At 44.2% G+C, this 17,531-nt stretch carries 12 protein-coding genes; 5 read left to right on the forward strand and 7 right to left on the reverse strand.

All coding sequences use genetic code 11. The features are described 5' to 3' along the window. On the reverse strand, nucleotides 1-225 hold a 225-nt coding region (locus BUF15_RS22060), incomplete at its 3' end, for a DUF4372 domain-containing protein (protein WP_159441352.1). Between the two features lie 118 nt (nucleotides 226-343). Here BUF15_RS22060 and BUF15_RS22065 point away from each other — a divergent pair. Further along, nucleotides 344-1,261: a HipA domain-containing protein gene (locus BUF15_RS22065; RefSeq protein WP_073615886.1), complete on the forward strand. Its 918-nt coding sequence runs from the start codon at nucleotides 344-346 to the stop codon at nucleotides 1,259-1,261. Next, on the forward strand, nucleotides 1,258-1,989 hold the full coding sequence (locus BUF15_RS22070) for a hypothetical protein (protein WP_084554367.1): 732 nt from the start codon (nucleotides 1,258-1,260) through the stop codon (nucleotides 1,987-1,989). Before BUF15_RS22065 ends, BUF15_RS22070 begins: the two co-directional genes overlap by 4 nt. Before the next feature lie 631 nt (nucleotides 1,990-2,620). Here BUF15_RS22070 and BUF15_RS22075 read toward each other — a convergent pair. Beyond that, nucleotides 2,621-5,296, reverse strand: a complete 2,676-nt coding sequence (locus BUF15_RS22075; protein WP_073615887.1) for a hybrid sensor histidine kinase/response regulator — start codon at nucleotides 5,294-5,296, stop codon at nucleotides 2,621-2,623. Between the two features lie 1,172 nt (nucleotides 5,297-6,468). On the opposite strand from BUF15_RS22075, the gene BUF15_RS22085 reads away from it, so the two are divergent. Next, complete coding sequence (locus BUF15_RS22085; RefSeq protein WP_159441353.1) at nucleotides 6,469-9,927, forward strand: PAS domain-containing protein; 3,459 nt, start codon at nucleotides 6,469-6,471, stop codon at nucleotides 9,925-9,927. Between the two features lie 614 nt (nucleotides 9,928-10,541). On the opposite strand, the gene BUF15_RS22090 is transcribed toward BUF15_RS22085, so the two are convergent. Continuing rightward, nucleotides 10,542-12,335 (reverse strand): diguanylate cyclase domain-containing protein, encoded by a 1,794-nt coding sequence (locus BUF15_RS22090; RefSeq protein WP_073615890.1) that lies wholly within the window; start codon nucleotides 12,333-12,335, stop codon nucleotides 10,542-10,544. A gap of 65 nt (nucleotides 12,336-12,400) precedes the next feature. After that, nucleotides 12,401-12,688 carry an integration host factor subunit alpha gene (locus tag BUF15_RS22095; RefSeq protein WP_073615891.1) on the reverse strand — a complete coding sequence of 96 codons (288 nt, stop codon included), beginning with the start codon at nucleotides 12,686-12,688 and terminating at the stop codon, nucleotides 12,401-12,403. A gap of 373 nt (nucleotides 12,689-13,061) precedes the next feature. Between BUF15_RS22095 and selD the strand changes: the two genes are divergently transcribed. Beyond that, the gene (selD, locus tag BUF15_RS22100) at nucleotides 13,062-14,114 is read left to right on the forward strand and encodes a selenide, water dikinase SelD (protein ID WP_084554369.1); all 1,053 of its coding nucleotides are present in this window, start codon (nucleotides 13,062-13,064) and stop codon (nucleotides 14,112-14,114) included. Between the two features lie 5 nt (nucleotides 14,115-14,119). After that, nucleotides 14,120-14,896: a sulfite exporter TauE/SafE family protein gene (locus BUF15_RS22105; RefSeq protein WP_073615892.1), complete on the forward strand. Its 777-nt coding sequence runs from the start codon at nucleotides 14,120-14,122 to the stop codon at nucleotides 14,894-14,896. A 530-nt stretch (nucleotides 14,897-15,426) separates the two neighbouring features. Here the strand turns inward: BUF15_RS22105 and BUF15_RS22110 are convergent. The 3 genes from BUF15_RS22110 to BUF15_RS22120 form a co-directional block, all read right to left on the reverse strand. Next, nucleotides 15,427-15,960: a hypothetical protein gene (locus BUF15_RS22110; RefSeq protein WP_073615893.1), complete on the reverse strand. Its 534-nt coding sequence runs from the start codon at nucleotides 15,958-15,960 to the stop codon at nucleotides 15,427-15,429. A 79-nt stretch (nucleotides 15,961-16,039) separates the two neighbouring features. Then, nucleotides 16,040-16,825, reverse strand: a complete 786-nt coding sequence (locus BUF15_RS22115) for a TerC family protein (RefSeq protein ID WP_073615894.1) — start codon at nucleotides 16,823-16,825, stop codon at nucleotides 16,040-16,042. Between the two features lie 72 nt (nucleotides 16,826-16,897). Further along, nucleotides 16,898-17,515: a DedA family protein gene (locus BUF15_RS22120; RefSeq protein WP_073615895.1), complete on the reverse strand. Its 618-nt coding sequence runs from the start codon at nucleotides 17,513-17,515 to the stop codon at nucleotides 16,898-16,900. Between the last annotated feature and the right edge of the window lie 16 nt (nucleotides 17,516-17,531).

A 17,531-nucleotide genomic window follows, 5' to 3' on the forward strand; every position in this document is an offset into this window, starting at 1 on the left:
CATGCCCAGATGATAGATCCGTTTTCCTTGTACAGCTATATTGCCTACCAGGTCACGCAGACTCTTTCTTCCGGTCAATTGTGCAATCATCATGGCCATGAACTGACTCCAGCGATTGAAGGAGCGAAACTTTTGGCCTTGATGGTACTGAGTTGCCAGTTTTTCAAAATCATGTCTCGGGAAAAATGCGGCAAGTTGACTGAGGATTGTGTTACAATGCGCCATGGCTCGGATCTCCTTGTATTTGAATGACATTTCGCAATTTCATTATAACACAAGAAGCTCTCCGAGCCTTTATTTATTTGGTATTACACATGTATTTGCGAGACAGCAGTGATATTATATGTATTATAAAATATACGAAATTTCAGATTACGAAAATCTTGAACAACTTGGCACTAAGGAAAAATTTTGGTACCAGGATCGCCATTTAAACCAGAAAACTTTATTCAAAATAGGGAGGCCTGGCACCGGAGAGAATTGGGCCGAAAAAGCTACTTCTGAACTAGCAAAACTATTAAGCATTCCTTGCGCCAGTTACTCTTTTGCAAGATGGAATGGGAAATCAGGTGTGGCATCAGGAACTTTCGTCCCTGATGGGGGAACACTGATCCATGGCAATGAACTTTTAGCTTTTGTTGATAATACATATCCAACCGAAACCAACGTATTAAGAATACCAGAATATAAAATCAATAATGTTTTTAAATTATTTGAAGAGCACGGAAAAGCTATCGAATTACCTATCAACTATCAACCTGAACCCTATACTTCAAAAATCGGTGATATGTTTTTAGTATATTTGATGTTTGATTGCTGGATCGCAAATTCTGATAGGCATCATCAAAATTGGGGCTATATCATAGACTACAAATCAAATCATTACCACCTCGCACCGACTTATGACCATGCATCTGGACTTGGATGTCGCACTTCAAAGGATGAAATTGAAGGAAGATTGTCCAGCCGAGACATGCGCTTCACGGTGCAAGCTTTTGCAAATAAGGCCAAAACACCGTTTTACAATGCGACAGGAGCTAGAGTAAAAACTCTCGATGCATTTCTTTTTTTTGCGAAGTCATTACCGAATACAGCAATTCACTGGCTAGAGAAACTTGAGTCATTAAGTAACATTTCAATCGAGGAAATATTTAATCGTATACCTCCTGAACTTATAAGTGATCAATCTATTGCATTCGCATTGAAGTTGTTAGAAGAAAATAAAAAACGCCTACTCGAAACTCGTAAGGTATTAGTATGATGCAAGACTTAGTAGTAGCATGGAAAAACGAGATCACTGGAAAATGGACACCGGTTGGCAAGCTCTCGTACAGAAATAGTAAATACTATTTTGAATACACTGAAGTTGCAATGAGAGCTATTGAATTTGGAGAACTCGAACCATTCTACGGGATGGAAGAAACAAGAATGACGTATGAATCTAAGACTATTTTTCCTGTGTTTGAAAATAGACTCCTTCAAAAATCTCGACCAGAACACGATGACTATTACGACTGGTTATATCTATCAAAGGGATCAGCATCTCCACTAGATGAATTAGCAAGATCTGGAGGAATTAGAGCGACAGATAATTTCCAATTTTTCCTTGTGCCAAAAAACAATCTCGGAAAGTATAGTGTCCTTTTTTTCAGTCACGGAATCAGCCATTTAGCCAACAGCTACGTCGAACGACTAAATTCATTGAAAAAGAAAGACAAATTAATGATCATGGAAGACATCCAAAACCTTTTCGACCCAGATGCTTTGGCATTAAGGACGGAAGATCCACCAGAATTGGTAGGTTATACGCCGCGATTTTTCACACATGACTTTAAAGAGCTAATCAGAATTAACGGTCCAAGGAACATTGAAGTTACGGTTGAGAAAGTCAACATGAAAGCACCAAAGCAATATAAGCTCCTATGTCGATTAACTACAAAATGGCCTGAAAATTTCGTTCCTTTCAAGGGATTAACAAAGTACCTCTAATATTTGAAAAACCGGGAACAAAGCGGGAACAAAAATAGCCGAAACCAATCACGCTCAATGTGAATAATTTCGGCTATTTAAGTGGTGGAGACGGCGACCACTCAACTGGCCTGAACTGCCCGTCTCCTATCCTACCATTTGCAATCAACACAAATAAAATACCGTCAAAGATACCGTCAACTTCTCCCAACACCTTCAGTATATGTAATATGTACCATTTTGTTGAACTTATTCAACTTATATTTCGGTTACATCCGACCATCACGGAGCTCTAGTCGCCAGCATTTAGTCATTTCTCGTATGCTGCATCCCGACAGTATCCATTGATCATCAACAAACGCCATCTAACCAACATGGTCAATGCGCTAACCCTTGGCCCCGCCAAATAGGATCTTGACGACCTCACTGTACCACAGCCTTAGACCGGTTTCTTATTACGTATATACAGTTTGAACCTCAGATTGGAGTGCTTTTGCACTCTTGAGAGGTTCTCTTTGGGTAATCTTTAATCTGCAGTTACTCCCTTTTCGGGCAATTCCATTGAAAAAGAAAACTCTAACTTGTCAGGAAGAAAATCAAACGGATACCCGATTAGGCTTGAGCTGCATGCAACTCAAGCTCTTCCCTCCACTCACACAGCAGGATCGCTGCCACCCTTTCTTTCCAAAACATCGCGAAGGGTCTGGGCAAGCTGGCGTTGAATGACAGGTTTTGTCATGTAGCCATCAATTCCAATCCGTCTGGCCTTTTCTTCGTCAATAATCTCACTGAACCCAGTGCAGAGCACCACCGGCATGGTCGGACTAAGTTGCTTGATTTGCCGGGCCAACTCCGCCCCATTCATCACTGGCATGTTCATGTCAGTGAGTACTATGGCAACGCGCGTCCTCTGCTGTCTGAAAACCTCCAGTGCCTCAGTACTGCTTGAACAGAGCAAAACTTCATAGCCCATATTTTTCAGCATCTTCTTCAGCATCTCACCAAGAACTGGTTCATCATCCACGACCAGAATGGTACCACTCCCTTGCGGGATGTCTCCAGCATTTTCCGTGTCTATTATCTGATTGCTGCTCTGTACCTGAGGTAGATAGACATGAAACTCTGTCCCCTTGCCTTGTTCGCTATATACAGTGATATGACCGCGAAGATTCTTGATAATGCCATGCACCACAGACAGCCCCAGCCCTGTTCCCTCGCCTTGCTTCTTGGTTGTAAAGTAAGGTTCAAAGATCCGTTGCATTAGATCTTTCGACATGCCACAGCCGGTGTCATATACACGTAGTTTTACATGCGGACCAGGCTGTAATTCCAGGCTGTCGAGGTAATCCTGTGGCGTCAGTTCAACAACTTCCAGGCTGACGTTCAACTTGCCACCAGTCTCGCGCATTGCATGATAGGCATTGGTACAGAGGTTCATAATTATCTGGTGGACCTGAGTCGGATCGGCCATGACCAGCCCACAATCAGGCACTTGCTGATGAATGGTAATGGTAGTTGGGATGGAGGAACGTAGCAGCTTGAGGGCCTCCTTAATAATCAGGTGGATCTGCAACGGTTGTCGCTTCTGATCAGACTGGCGACTGAAGGTGAGAATCTGCCTGACCAGTTCCGTTGCTCGAATGCCCGCGGTGTGGATACTCAGCACCATCTCCAATTCCTCGCTGTTCTTAGGTAGTCGATCGGCCACTAATTCACTATAGCCAATAATAGGAGATAGGATATTGTTGAAATCATGAGCGATACCACTGGCCAGGGTTCCGATGGCCTCCATCTTTTGGGCCTGGCGAAGTTGATCCTCTAACTGCTTGAAAACAGTGATGTCCTTGGCAGAATGGACGATGCCGGTGAATTCTCCTTGCTCATTAAGAATAGGCGAAATGGTAATCAAAAAGTCTTTCTGCAATCGCGCATTATAGAGTTCGGTAGTACGGGTCTTACCATCCAAAAGGACCGCTTGTACCTGGCACCCTAAGCAGGGAGTATTGTCATCGCCAAAGAGCTCATAGCAATGGCGGCCAATGAGATCTTCCTTTGTGGACTTAAAAAAGGTAGCAGCGGCACGATTGGCTTGGACGATTCGGAAATTCTTGTCATGCACCGTGATGATTTCTTCGAGTATGGAGTCAAAAGTGCGCTCCCAAAGCGCTTTTGCTTCTTTGATCTGATCCTGATCCAATCTCTGTTGCGTGATGTCCTGGGCCAGTAGAAAACAGCCCTGCACCCCACAGCCGTTATCAAAATGGGGTAGAAGGGTAGCGTGAAACTGGCGCATGCCGTCTTTGTTTATAGGAATAGACGCTTCATACTCCACCACCTTACCAAGCAGGGCTTGACTGACATAATCGGCGATCTCGCTATATCCCTTTTCACCGAGCAATTCATGAATCTTCTTGCCGACAATTTGTTCTGGTTGCAGATAAAACCAGTTTTCAAACTCTTTGTTGACCAGACGATAACACCCATCCTTGTCCACATAGGCAATGAGCACAGGTAGCCCATCGGTCAGCAACTTCAACATCCTCTCATTCTCTCGAATCAGTTTTTCCTCGGCTACCCGTTGCATCAGCATTTCGTCCAGCGAAGCGGAGACAGTGGCCAGCTCATCATTCCCGGCAAGCGCGGAACGGGCAGTATTATCTCCCTGGCCAAATTGTTCCATAGTTTTGACAATCAGCAGCATACGCTTGAAAATGACAAAATGAAGATAGAGCCAGCTCAGTGATGCTATTGATATAAGTATTGCGAATGTTATGATAATATTCCAACTCAAGGTTTGTTTGCCGGCCTGTTTGAGGCCACGCAGGTCATACTCATAGTAGAGCAGTCCCCTCTTGTCCGAGGCCTCGTCAATTATCAAGGGGAATACAGCGAGAATGGTTTGCAGATCTTGGCTAACAACGACAGTCGACAACTGATCCCTCTTCCTGAAAAAGCCTTCCAGCAATGCTTTCCCTTCATCAGATATTCCAGCCTCTTCCAAAGCCTGTCCAAACCATGCTGAATTCGATGCGCTGATAATCTTCAGTTTTTCGTCCAAAACCACGGCTGCCCCATTGCCGGGATCATTTTGAGTCAGAAGATCAATATTCATCTGAAGCCGCTTTATATCCTTGTTTCGCAAGGCAGCATTCAGTCGGTTCTGATTCCGCCCCATAACCTCGGTGACAAAGTGTATCGCCTGTTTCTCGATCAAACCTGTAAAAATATCAATAGAAAATATGTAACTGACTATAATTCCAGAAAATGTAAGAAGTAGAAGCAGTAGCGGGACCACAAATCGTACTGGATAGCGGGAGATGAAATTCATAAAAGACCTCGGGGTAGACTTTAGAATATCACCGGTAGTCTATTGATAAAATGGGGGAAAAGCGTGCATAAAGTCCAGGTCGACAAACTGGGAGGCTGTGCGGGAGGAGGAAAAATGGAATGAGCCAAAAGAGAGGGCATCCCAGCCTGTCCTGACCACGAAGCCCATGCAATAGTCTGCTTGGTTATGAAATTATTTTATCACTTTACTGGGGAATAATGAATAGAAATCACTTTCTCTCCAAAAGAAGATAAGGGGCTAGCAGCTTTGAGCTGAGCTAAGATTTGCGTTCTCGCATCTGGAGTAACTGACCGTTATTTCGTTATGGCGTTCTATGAGGGGGCTCTCTTTCTTTGCTAATAGCAGGGTGCTGTAAGGTGAACGCTGGTAGTGCATACCGATTGACGCTGCAGTTTGGAGAGGATTTGTCCTGATAGGATAAAATTCAGCTGCCAAGAGTTTTAACCTAACAGCCGTCCTGAAAATAATGCGCCTTCTTCAGGAGATCCAGATGCACGATATTGCTTACTTATCTGTCATAAAAGAGTAGGTTAATACTGCCAGAATAAAGCATCTCCCTATGGGGATGTCTTGGCCGATGAGAGATGTCTACTGTCCTGAAAAAAATCAGTCGGTTTCGTAATCCTAACTGCAATAATGCAGTCTCAGGTGAGAGATGGTACATGAACTCATGATCGAATAACTGGTCAATGAGATTGACACGCATGACCTTCTGCCGCTCGTGCATGTCCTTATCTTTGGCGATCTATGATCTGCAGTTACTCCATTTATGAACAATTTTATTAAAGTTTAACTGGACTTGCTGGCTATTTGTATAGTTTTGCCAGGATGTATCTCATGTCAATAGAATGTGAAAAAACTGTCTCAAGATAATCCGAAATAATCTCAGCAAATCCCGTTCCAATGATAAGTAGCTGAAAAAAAGCAATTTGACCAAACGAACATTTCGAATACCTAGCCGACGAAAGCATTTCCTTACCGGCTGAAAAAATGATATGCATTAGTCATATATGATCATTTTTACATGGCAACGGCTGTTGATGAAAAACGTTTTTATCTATTCAATATGCAAGCTTACATAAAATCTGCTATGCGTTCTTCCAAACACTAGTTGAAGCATCACCAAGGTTCCTATCTGGAGCGCAATGGGTATGAAATTTTTCAATATAAATTTTATAAGAAATAAACTAGCCCTGCTCATACTCATTACAGTGTTGCCTTGCCTTGCCATTTTTTTTTATTCCGGCATAGAGCAGAGGCGACATCTTATTGAAATAGCACAATCAAATGTTGTGTTATTGACCCACAGCATTGCTCAAGCTCAGAGGACGGTTACCCAGTCTACCCAGCAAGTGCTCATCACTTTGTCCCAGGCACCTACAATTCAAGCCATGGACCCCAATGCATGCACTGCTCTTCTCAGCAGTGTGTTGAAGAAGAATTCTGACTTCAACAATTTCGTTTTAGTTGACCTCAAGGGGGAAGTTATTGCTTCTGGCAAACCTTTTACGGGCGCAAATCTTGCCGATCGTAAACATTTCAAAGAAGCTATAGAGAACGATGAATTTGCAGCCGGGGAATATATTGTAACCAGGGTCGGGAACGCAAATCCGTCGTTTGGTTTTGCCTATCCGGTCCCCGATAAAAATGGTCGGCCGAAGGGTGTTTTAACCGCAACCCTCAAGCTGGAGAGTTTTTCCAAGTTTTATGACGTTTCACGACTCCCTGAGAAGTCTTTCATATCCATAACCGACTATAAAGGTATCCGGATATTTTATTATCCAACTCAAGTAAATACCAATCCTATTGGACAGATGATTCAAGCAAAGTCCTGGGACATTGCTACGCATGGGGGAGAGGAAGGACTCTTCTTTGGTACTGGTTCAGATGGTCAAGAACGAATGTTTGCGTATGTTAAAATACATCTTTTATCTGGAGATGCCCCATATTTGTATGTGTGGGCGGGTATTCCTAAAAGCCATATTGTCGCGCCAGCCAATGCCGCCTTGTCCAGGAATTTGCTGCTTCTTTTCCTGGTAACTTTGATATCGCTTTATATTTCCTGGGTGATTGGCAACAAGACATTAATTTCACCGATTCAACGTCTTGTTATTTTGACGCAAAAATTTGCCAAAGGAGATCTTGAAGCGAGTAAAGACGCTTCAGTTAACGATGGCGAACTGGGTATGCTCGCCAATGCTTTTTTCGAAATGGCTCAATCCTTAACTACGAGCAGGAAAGCTCTTGAGAAGAGTGAACAACGGTTCAAACTCGCACAACAGTCTGCTGGCATAGGAGTCTGGGATTGGGACATGAGCACGGGGCGACTCGCCTGGTCTCCAGAGCTCTTCAGGTTATTTGGGCTGGATCCTGACAAAAATGAACCCACCTTTAGTCTGTGGGATCAGGTGCTGCATCCCGACGATAAAGTTGATGCTTACCGGCGAATGGAAAGGGCGATCGAAGAGGATAGAATTCTTGATAATGAATATCGAATCCTTTTTCCAGACAAACAGGTGCGGTGGATTAAAGCCCTGGGCAAAACAACATCCGACCAAACCAAAAAGCCAGTCCGCATGGCTGGAATTTGCATTGACATCACAGAACGCAAACTGGCAGAAGAATCCCTGAAAGAAACAGAACGAATTAAAACAGGGCTTCTTGAAAAATTGAATGCCGCCCAACATGTTGCCGGAGTCGGAAGTTGGGAGTGGGACTTGCAAACCGATCACGTCTGGTGGTCGGATGAGACTTACCATATTTTTGGCGTGAAGCCAGAGAATTTCGTTCCAAGTTTTGAAGCAAACGGCAAATTTATTCATCCAGATGATTTTGAAAATTACGTCAATTCATTCGATCATGCTTTTCAAACCGGCGAATCGCTGGATTTGGATATCAGGCTCAATGCTGCAGATGGGCAGATGAAACATTGCAATGCCAAGGGGGAGGTTGTTTGTGACGATTCCGGTAAACAAGTTCGTTTTATTGGAACGATTATGGACATCTCCAATAAAGTACAATCAGAAAACGAAAAGAATAGACTGCAAGCCCAATTGTCCAACGCTATGGAAATGGCCCATCTCGGCCACTGGGAATATGATATTGTCAATGACCTTTTCACCTTCAACGATCATTTTTACAAAATCTATCGAACCACAGTGGGCCAGGTGGGCGGATATACAATGCCGTCTGCTGAATACGCCCGCCTCTTTGTTCATCCTGACGACATGGCTCTTGTTGGCGAAGAGATTCGTCAAGCGATAGAAGCAAAAGATCCCGACTTCAGTCGAAGTGTAGAACATCGGATGCTTTACGCAGATGGAGCTGTGGGTTTCATCAGCGTTCGGTTTTTCATCCTCAAGGATGATCAAGGGAGGACAGTCAAGACCTATGGCGTAAATCAGGACATTACCGAGCGTAAAAAGATTGAGGTCGAAAAAGAGATGTTGCAGACGCAATTGAATCAAGCACAGAAAATGGAATCGGTAGGCCATTTGGCTGGTGGCGTAGCTCATGATTTCAATAACATGCTGAGCATCATCCTCGGTTATGGAAATATAATTCTTGAAAAAACAAAGGGTGATGATCCCCTGCATGAGTATGCTCAGGAAATTATCGATGCCGGTTCTCGTTCAGCCAGTATCACCAGGCAACTTCTGGCCTTTGCCCGCAAACAGACTATAGAGCCCAAAGTCCTTGATCTGAACGAGAGCCTCGAAGGAATGCTCAAAATGCTGAGGCGGCTTATCGGCGAAGACCTTGAGCTGATATGGCATCCCTCCCCCATATGGCAAATTTATATGGACCCTTCACAACTGGATCAGATCCTGGCGAATCTCTGTGTCAACGCCCGGGATGCCATCAAGGGGGTGGGAAGTATTACTATTGAAACAGGGAAGACTACCATCGATGAGAGTTACTGTTCGGGACATCCTGGATTTATCCCTGGGGAGTTTGTGTTGCTGACCGTAAGTGACAACGGGATTGGCATGGACCCTGCCACCATCGCCATGATCTTCGAGCCTTTTTTTACAACCAAAGAAACAGGCAAGGGCACTGGTCTTGGACTGGCCACGGTTTACGGCATTGTTAAACAGAACAACGGATTCATCAACGTCTACAGTGAACTGGATCATGGAACGACATTTAGGGTCTATCTACCTCGGCATGCAGAACCAATCACTTCCGCAGAAAAGAAAAAGGATGCTGTGATTTTACATGGTCGGGGGGAGACCATACTCGTAGTGGAAGATGAAGCCTCTATCCTTAGACTCACGTCGAGAATACTGACGAATCTTGGTTATACCGTTTTCACTGCCAATAGCCCGGGAGAAGCAATTCAGTTTGCCAAGGAAACTGACAAGACAATTAACCTTCTCATAACAGATGTCATTATGCCGGAAATGAATGGGCGAGATCTGGCAAATGTGCTTCTTGCCATGGATCCAAACATCAAGTGCTTATTTATGTCAGGTTATACCTCCACCGTCATTGCCGGAAAGGGTGTGTTGGAAGAGGGAATGCGTTTCATGCAAAAACCCTTTTCGGCAGCAGATTTAAGCAGGAAAGTCGGTGAGATATTGAAAAGCGACAAGGGCACTGTACCGTGATACCTCTATCAATGAGATGGTAAACATAGCCCATGTATTGATGATCTTACTCTGATTTATTGTGCAGAATAGGCTAATAGAAAAGATTTCTCGCTTAACATCACAGCAAATTTTCAAGCGAGGTGGACCTGGTAATAGCCAGAACAGTTATCAATCAACTGGAATGAAGTCAGGTTGTCAGTGTCCCCTCCATTATGTACCAGTTTTGAAAATCGACTTGTGTGCGGAGCCCATTTTCAAAACTGGTACATAACGAGGCTACCTCCGAGGCATAGAATATTAAAGAGTCAGACTTCGGAGGCATGAAGAAGGCAGCCGCTATGAGAGAAGCATCAACTTGTGAGGCTAACCTCGTTCGACACGTCATTTCTTCATTAAAGAGTTACACAGCAACATAACTTCTCAGAATTCTATCGTGCTCTGTTACCGAAAAGATATGGGAAGGATCCATCTGAAGCTATGAAAGGAGGCCTCAACTTGAAAACCTGGGTCTAGGCCTGTCTGAAACTGGCTGAAAGTTGAGAGTCAAACGGTTGTGACCAGTAGCAGACCTAAGATCCCTCTCATCGTGCTGGCTTTGTCAGGATGGAGGTGGTTTTTCTTTGAGATAATAGTCAGGAAAGGTCTTCGCTTAGCTCAGATCGGAAAAATGTGTAGTTTTGCTTGCCCATAGCTTTGGCAGCATACATGGCATCATCTGCGTTCTTGATCAGCACCTGAAGGTTGCTGCCATGCGCAGGGTACATTGAGATACCGATACTGGCCCCGATCGTTATTGTAGCCCCATCCAGTACAAATGGATCGTTGAGTTGCTGAATGATTTTATTGGCAACATGAGCTGCATCTGCATCGTTATAGACCTCGGTCTGAATTACCAGAAATTCATCGCCACCTATACGGCAAACAGTATCGGCTGTTCTGACAATGTTCAATAACCGCTGAGCGACCATCTTGAGAACCATATCACCTATAAGGTGCCCATGAATGTCGTTCACTTCCTTGAATCCATCAAGGTCAATAAACATGATCGCAGCTTTCCAATCCTTTCGTTTGGAAATTGCTAATGTGCTTATAAAACGTTCCTGCAGCATGCGGAGATTGTACAGACCTGTCAGGGGGTCGCTATTAGCCAGCGCCTTCACTTCTTCCAGGGATTTCGCCAGTTGAGTCTGGGTGTTTTTATGCTTTGTTATATCGAAATATGTCAGCATCCTTCCACCGTCAGGCAAAGCAACGCATTGGTACTGGAATACCAAGCCCTCCTTTCGATTGATTTCCTCTGAAACACTTCCACCGCTTCTGACAGCTGCCTCACGCTCATCAATATACTTGTCAAAATCCTCTTCGAGGATATCGTATACGCCATTGTAGCGGTTGAAATTAATCAGATCACGGAATGTGGGTTGTCCAGCAAAAAAATCATCTGTTATGCCCCACATATCCCGAAATGCACGGTTAGCAAGACGAGCTCTGAGGTCAGGGCCCATGAACAGAACCCCATATCCAATGGATTCCATTACCGCGTTGAATTCCTGTACTTTCTCTATGAGTTTTTCCTCGATTACCTTATGCGGAGTAATGTCTTGCAAAATGGCAATAATGAAAAATTCTTCATTATCGGCAATACGCATAAGCTTGAGAATTACCTGGCGCTTACCAACGAGCATGGGTTTATCATAACTTGAGCAAAAAGGAGGCAATGCTTCATAGGGAATCTGAGCAATCCATTGTTCGACGAGATTGAAATCTTGCCCAGCAAGATATTCTGTCAACTGGCTTGAAAGGATAGCTGTCAAGTCAAGGGCCAATATCTCTTGTGCTGCTCTGTTTGCCTGGATTATCTGCCCTGCACTGTTCATCTCGATAACTGCATCAGCGAGATTGTCCATCATCGCATGATAGTGCCGTCGAGATCGCAGTAGTTCAATGGTAACATTTCTTGGATGAAGACCTTCCGTTCCATGAACAACATGCTCTCGTCGCTTTCCACTCCGAAACTGTTCAAGAATGCGGCAGATATGATTTTTTAACGTATCTTTTGGTCCTTTCGCAATATAGAGATCAGCTTCCAGATCAAAAATATGATTTTCATCTTCATATACGATTGCGGAATAGATGACGACAAAAACATCTTTGAATTTTGGAGTATTACGAACAACTCTACACAGCACATCGCCGCTGATCTTCGGCATGATAATATCCGTGACAAGAATGTCAGGAATAAACGACTCCAGCATAGTCAAAGCCAATAAGCCATTTTCCGCTAGACGAATATCACATCCTTCAGCCTGAAAAAAATGGGCTAGGAGCTTAATAATAGACGGATTATTTTCGACAATTAACACCTTGCACATGCCGTTACCATTCTGCATTGCCTGAAAAGGCGTTTTGAAACACTGCCATGGCATTTATTCCATCTGACCTCAATGCTTGAACCTCTACGGGTGAGGTACTATTACCTGGCAGAATTGTCTCATTGTTCATTTACTTTAGCACGCAAAATTCCGGATGGGCTGAAAGTGACAACCCTTCTTGAACTCAGCATGAGCTCGCTTCCGGTCTGAGGGTTGCGCCCTTTTCTCTCTTTTTTGTTTCTTACATTAAATTTCCCAAAACCACTCAGCAGCAGATCGTCACCACTGATCAAGACAGCCTTAGCAAGGTTCAGGAAGGACTCCACGGCGTTGCTAGCCTGAGCCTTGGTTATGTCATCATGGCGCATGTAGACTTCTCGTACGATATCAGCTTTTGTGAGTGTCATAAAATTCTCCGTTATGAGGGTTGATCAGCGACGAACGTCTGTACAAGGCCACCCTAAATGGTTGTCACTATCATATCAATAAAAATGAGCATATTACGCGACATAGCAAAGTATATTTTCAGTGGGCGATTGCACTTTATTGCATCGTGACCCTTGGATAGGCACAGAGAACAAACTGGAGGGTTTCCTTAAGCACCACTTTGCCCTGTGTTTTCTAAACGGAAGGCTCAAAAATAAAGATGTGGAGATGGCGTATTAACCCCTCCCATCAGCAGTACCACCTTCGTTCTTGACATCATTGAAAACCACTCTATCATATGGCGAGACTATTGATTACTTTCAACTCATAGCTTTTTTCTATAAGGAGAGCTCCATGGAGTTTTTCAAAAAGAAAACCCTCACTGGATTAGCCCGCACCTGCGGTTGAGCTGCCAAAATAGGTCCGACGGATCTGTCGGACGCGCTTGCTGGCCTCAAAACACCTTCTGATATAAATCTTCTGGTCGGCATAGAAACATCTGATGATGCTGCCGTCTATCGTCTCTCCGATGAAATCGCCATGATCAACACTGTCGATTTCATTACACCGCCTGTTGATGATCCATATTGGTTTGGGCAGATATCAGCGGCAAACTCAATATCGGATGTGTATTCCATGGGCGGAAAACCACTGACGGCGCTTAATGTCGTTATGTTTCCGTCGAAGCATCTCGACATGGGGGTACTTCGCGAAATTCTAAGAGGCGGGCACGACAAAACAGTTGAAGCCGGAGCCTGCCTTGTTGGCGGTCATACCGTTGATGATGAAGAGCCCAAATATGGTCTTTGTGTGAACGGTGTTGTTCATCCAGACCGCATCATCACCAATGCAGGTGCACGACCTGGCGATGCATTAATTCTTACAAAGCCAGTCGGGTCTGGCGTATTATTCAATGCCGTCCGTTCAGGAAAATTGCCTTACGCTGAGCTGGAAAGGGAGATCCTGCCAATCATTGCTGCATTGAACGGTACTGCAATGGATGCCGGTTTGAAATATAGTCTGCATGCCTGTACAGATGTTACGGGCTTTGGCATACTCGGCCATCTGCTGGAAATGGCGCACGGGTGTGATTCAAGGATCATCATCGATTACAGCAAAATACCGTTCTACCCTCATGCCCTTGAAATGTATAGGAAGGGTGAAACAACGGGTAGCAACAAACCCAACAAGGCAATGGTAGATAAGCATCACCTTGAAATGTGTCTTAACCTCGACAATGCAAGTGAGCAACTGCTGTATGACCCGCAAACCTCTGGTGGCCTGTTGCTTGCCCTGCCCAATTCCCAAGCGGATGACCTAATACAAGCTCTCTATAGCGCAGGTGTTAAGTATGCTGCAAAAATTGGCGAGGTAACCGATGAATCTGTCGGTATAACAGTTCAATAACGACAATGGAACTGTACCTTGTAATTGGCGTCCTCGGACTGGTTACAGGATTTTTATCAGGTCTGCTCGGTATAGGGGGGGGAATCATCATGGCTCCGCTCTTGCTCTATGTCCCTCCTCTTGTCGGCCTGAAACCTTTGACCATGCAATGTGTAGCAGGGCTTACCATTGTTCAGGGGTTGGCAAGCTGCCTGTCCGGAGCTTTCGTTCACAAAAGAATGCGCTTCGTATCCAATCAGCTTTCTATGTGGATGGGCAGCGCCATCTTTTTATTTGCCGTTATTGGCGGGGCTGGCTCAAAGTTTGTTTCTAACACTTTTCTTCTTTTTATCTTTGCCTGTCTTGCGTTTACTGCTTCCATCTGCATGTTGCTCCCAGTTGCTCATGATATTGAGATGCCAAATGTCAGCGTTCTAGAATTCAGCCGTTTCCGAGCACTAACCACCGCATCTGGCGTTGGCCTTCTCGGAGGACTTGTTGGTCAAGGCGGATCTTTTATTTTGATTCCCCTAATGACGTCATATGTGCAAATCCCCACCAGAATAGCTATCGGCACTAACCTCGCTATTGTTCTGTTGTCTTCGATTGCAGGATTTATAGGCAAGTCGCTAACAGGGCAAATTGAGTGGCTGTTGACCATCCCAATCATCTTGACTGTTATGCCAGCTGCCGCTATGGGAGGGCTGGTAAGTTGCAAAGTATCCATAATTCACCTGAGACGACTTCTGGCCATACTCATAGCCATAGCAGCTTTTAGAACGTGGATTTCATTGCTTTGCTGAATGATGTTGGCTGAGGTGGGTCGTCACTACTGGAAGTTAACCCAATAAGGGAGACATACATTAATAATGTGTTAGAAAGGTTAAAAAATGTAGCAACGCTAGATGTTGAATTTATTCCTGACAGGGTAGAACTCGGCATTTTATTGAAATTATGTAAAATTGAGTGACAACAGACTGTAGCTTACCAAAGCATTTCAATCTGCTGGGAATCCTCATTGATTAAAGGTGCTACTATCCATTTTTGATTCTGGGCTGTTAGCCAATCGAAGCTCGAAAACCGGAGTTCAGTGTTGTGTCAAAAGATAAAATTGCCATGACTTCCCGGACTCAGCGGCAAATCCATGCCCAGTAAGGGTTTACGCAATTGGGATGTCAGAACACTCACTCGGCCTACCCGAGCCACATCCGCCAGGGTAATACTTGGAGTGCTTTTCACCTGTAATTCACCATCCAAAAGTGCCAATTGTAGACAATACTCAGGAGAGAACCAATTTGGTAGTGAGAATCACAGGATACCTGCATCACAATGTTCAAGGTTTGCGTGTAAATTCCGGATACAGTCTTTGTGCGCATTCTGGGCATATACCATGAGAAAACAAAGCGTCTGAGTGTTCACTGACATATTTTTCTATTTGTTCATATTCGCCTTTTTCATTTCGTATTTTCTTACATGAAGCACAAATTGGCAGAAAACCTTCTAAGCTTTTAACTTTTTTCTGTAATTTTTGCGTTTGCCATGCAGTTCTCTGAATCAGATAGGCATATAACAGTAAGGAAAACATGATTATGCATGTATTGGTAAATGCAACAACGAATGGTTGAATTTCACTCCAGTGGTAAAGGAACGCAAGTCGTATAAGTGGTAGAAGAACAGACATCGTGTATGCCATGTTTTTTCGTAATTTCCATGCCGCGAGAGCGATAGGAAGTCCATAAAGAATCGGAAAGTCAATTTGTCGGCCAGTGATGAAGTCAATAAAAACAACAATAAAAGCGGAGACTATACCTGTAATATCAGGCCGTTTATCGTAGGTGTCAGCAGCGAATGTATAAAGGCTCTTCATTTGAAGGCTCCTGCATGTAACCTTTTATTGGGATGTCTGCACCAGATCCGTCTCAGGCAAATGGTCTGGTAACGTCAGCCTAAACAGCATTCTCACCATCTATATTCCTCTCTGTATCTTTAGAGATCTCATCATAGATCTGATGAAGTTGCACAGGCGGTAGCTTTTTACGCAAACGGAGATTGAGCATTTCAACTGCGAAGGAAAAGGCCATGGCAAAATATAAATATCCCTTTGGCATTTCATGACCTGTACCCTCTGCGACCAAGGCTATCCCAACAAGAACAAGAAATGCAAGAGCAAGCATCTTGATTGTTGGATGTTGTTCGACAAATTTGCCTATAGGTGCAGCCGCCAACATCATCACGCCGATTGCAATAACGATAGCCGCCACCATGACCGGCACATGGTCAGCCAAACCCACTGCGGTAATGACCGAATCTAAAGAGAAAACAATATCAATCACTGCAATTTGGGCGATTATTACGGGTAGCAGAGAGGCAAAATGTTGAGGTGCCTCTCTCGTATCCCCACCCTCAAGGCTGCCATGTATCTCAACGACTGCTTTATAAATAAGAAAAAGACCTCCGGCCAACAAGACCATATCACGTGCTGAGACCTGATTATCAAGAATTGTAAAAAGTGGTGTTTCCAACCGGGCAAGCCAGGCAATTGACAAAAGGAGCAGAATGCGGGTAACCATGGCTGCCATTAAACCAAACTGCCGAGCTATGCCTCTTTTATTTTCCGGAAGCTTGCCCACCAGGAGTGTAATAAAGACGATATTATCAATACCCAGAACTATCTCCAATACCGTCAGCGTTACAAGGGAACTCCAGACATTTATATCCAGCAACCATTCCATAAAGACCCCGAAATCATATTATACAATGAGCTTTAAGAAGCCTGCATTGGTTGAAAACCGCCATGGAAAGTATCATTCTTTTTTTGCGGTCTTTACTGTGCGGTGACGAAAAAAAGTGTATGCAATCAACAACAAACAACTACCGAAGGACGCCCAAATAATGGCTTGTTTTGAATACAGCATGATTAAATTTTGATTGCGACCTATCGTAAATCCTATCCAGGTTAGAACAGAGCACCAGATAAATGAGCCCAACAGGGTATACAATGAAAAACGAAGAAGCTGCATTCCTGAAAGACCAGCAGGGATTGATATCAGATGCCTGACAACTGGCAACAGCCTGCCGATAAATGTGGAAATTTCACCATGGCGGAGAAAGAACCGTTCAATCCGATGCAGCTTATCTGGGGAGATGAAAAAATATTTTCCATACTTGAATAGCACCGGTCGCCCCAGGTAGCGAGCAACGCAATAGTTGGCATATGCGCCTGCAAGACTCCCGGTTGTACCGGATAAAATTGCGATCCACGGATTCATGAGCCCCTGCTGTGCAAGGTATCCTGCTGGCGACATAACCAATTCGCTTGGAATAGGAACTAAGGAGCTTTCCATAGCCATAAGAATGAAAATGCCCAGATATCCCAATGAACCTATGCCGTCGACCAGCATCAACATCAAATCTTGTATCATTGCTTTGTATATATGC

The sequence above is a fragment of the Desulfopila aestuarii DSM 18488 genome (assembly GCF_900143695.1).
GTDB classification, from domain to species: Bacteria; Desulfobacterota; Desulfobulbia; order Desulfobulbales; family Desulfocapsaceae; genus Desulfopila; species Desulfopila aestuarii.

What these genes read in the sequence shown, in the direction of transcription:
- BUF15_RS22065 (WP_073615886.1), top strand. Translation starts at nt 344, where the DNA reads ATGTATTATAAAATATACGAAATTTCAGATTACGAAAATCTTGAACAA.
- BUF15_RS22070 (WP_084554367.1), top strand. Translation starts at nt 1,258, where the DNA reads ATGATGCAAGACTTAGTAGTAGCATGGAAAAACGAGATCACTGGAAAA.
- BUF15_RS22075 (WP_073615887.1), bottom strand. Translation starts at nt 5,296, where the DNA reads ATGAATTTCATCTCCCGCTATCCAGTACGATTTGTGGTCCCGCTACTG.
- BUF15_RS22085 (WP_159441353.1), top strand. Translation starts at nt 6,469, where the DNA reads ATGAAATTTTTCAATATAAATTTTATAAGAAATAAACTAGCCCTGCTC.
- BUF15_RS22090 (WP_073615890.1), bottom strand. Translation starts at nt 12,335, where the DNA reads ATGCCATGGCAGTGTTTCAAAACGCCTTTTCAGGCAATGCAGAATGGT.
- BUF15_RS22095 (WP_073615891.1), bottom strand. Translation starts at nt 12,688, where the DNA reads ATGACACTCACAAAAGCTGATATCGTACGAGAAGTCTACATGCGCCAT.
- BUF15_RS22105 (WP_073615892.1), top strand. Translation starts at nt 14,120, where the DNA reads ATGGAACTGTACCTTGTAATTGGCGTCCTCGGACTGGTTACAGGATTT.
- BUF15_RS22110 (WP_073615893.1), bottom strand. Translation starts at nt 15,960, where the DNA reads ATGAAGAGCCTTTATACATTCGCTGCTGACACCTACGATAAACGGCCT.
- BUF15_RS22115 (WP_073615894.1), bottom strand. Translation starts at nt 16,825, where the DNA reads ATGGAATGGTTGCTGGATATAAATGTCTGGAGTTCCCTTGTAACGCTG.
- BUF15_RS22120 (WP_073615895.1), bottom strand. Translation starts at nt 17,515, where the DNA reads ATGATACAAGATTTGATGTTGATGCTGGTCGACGGCATAGGTTCATTG.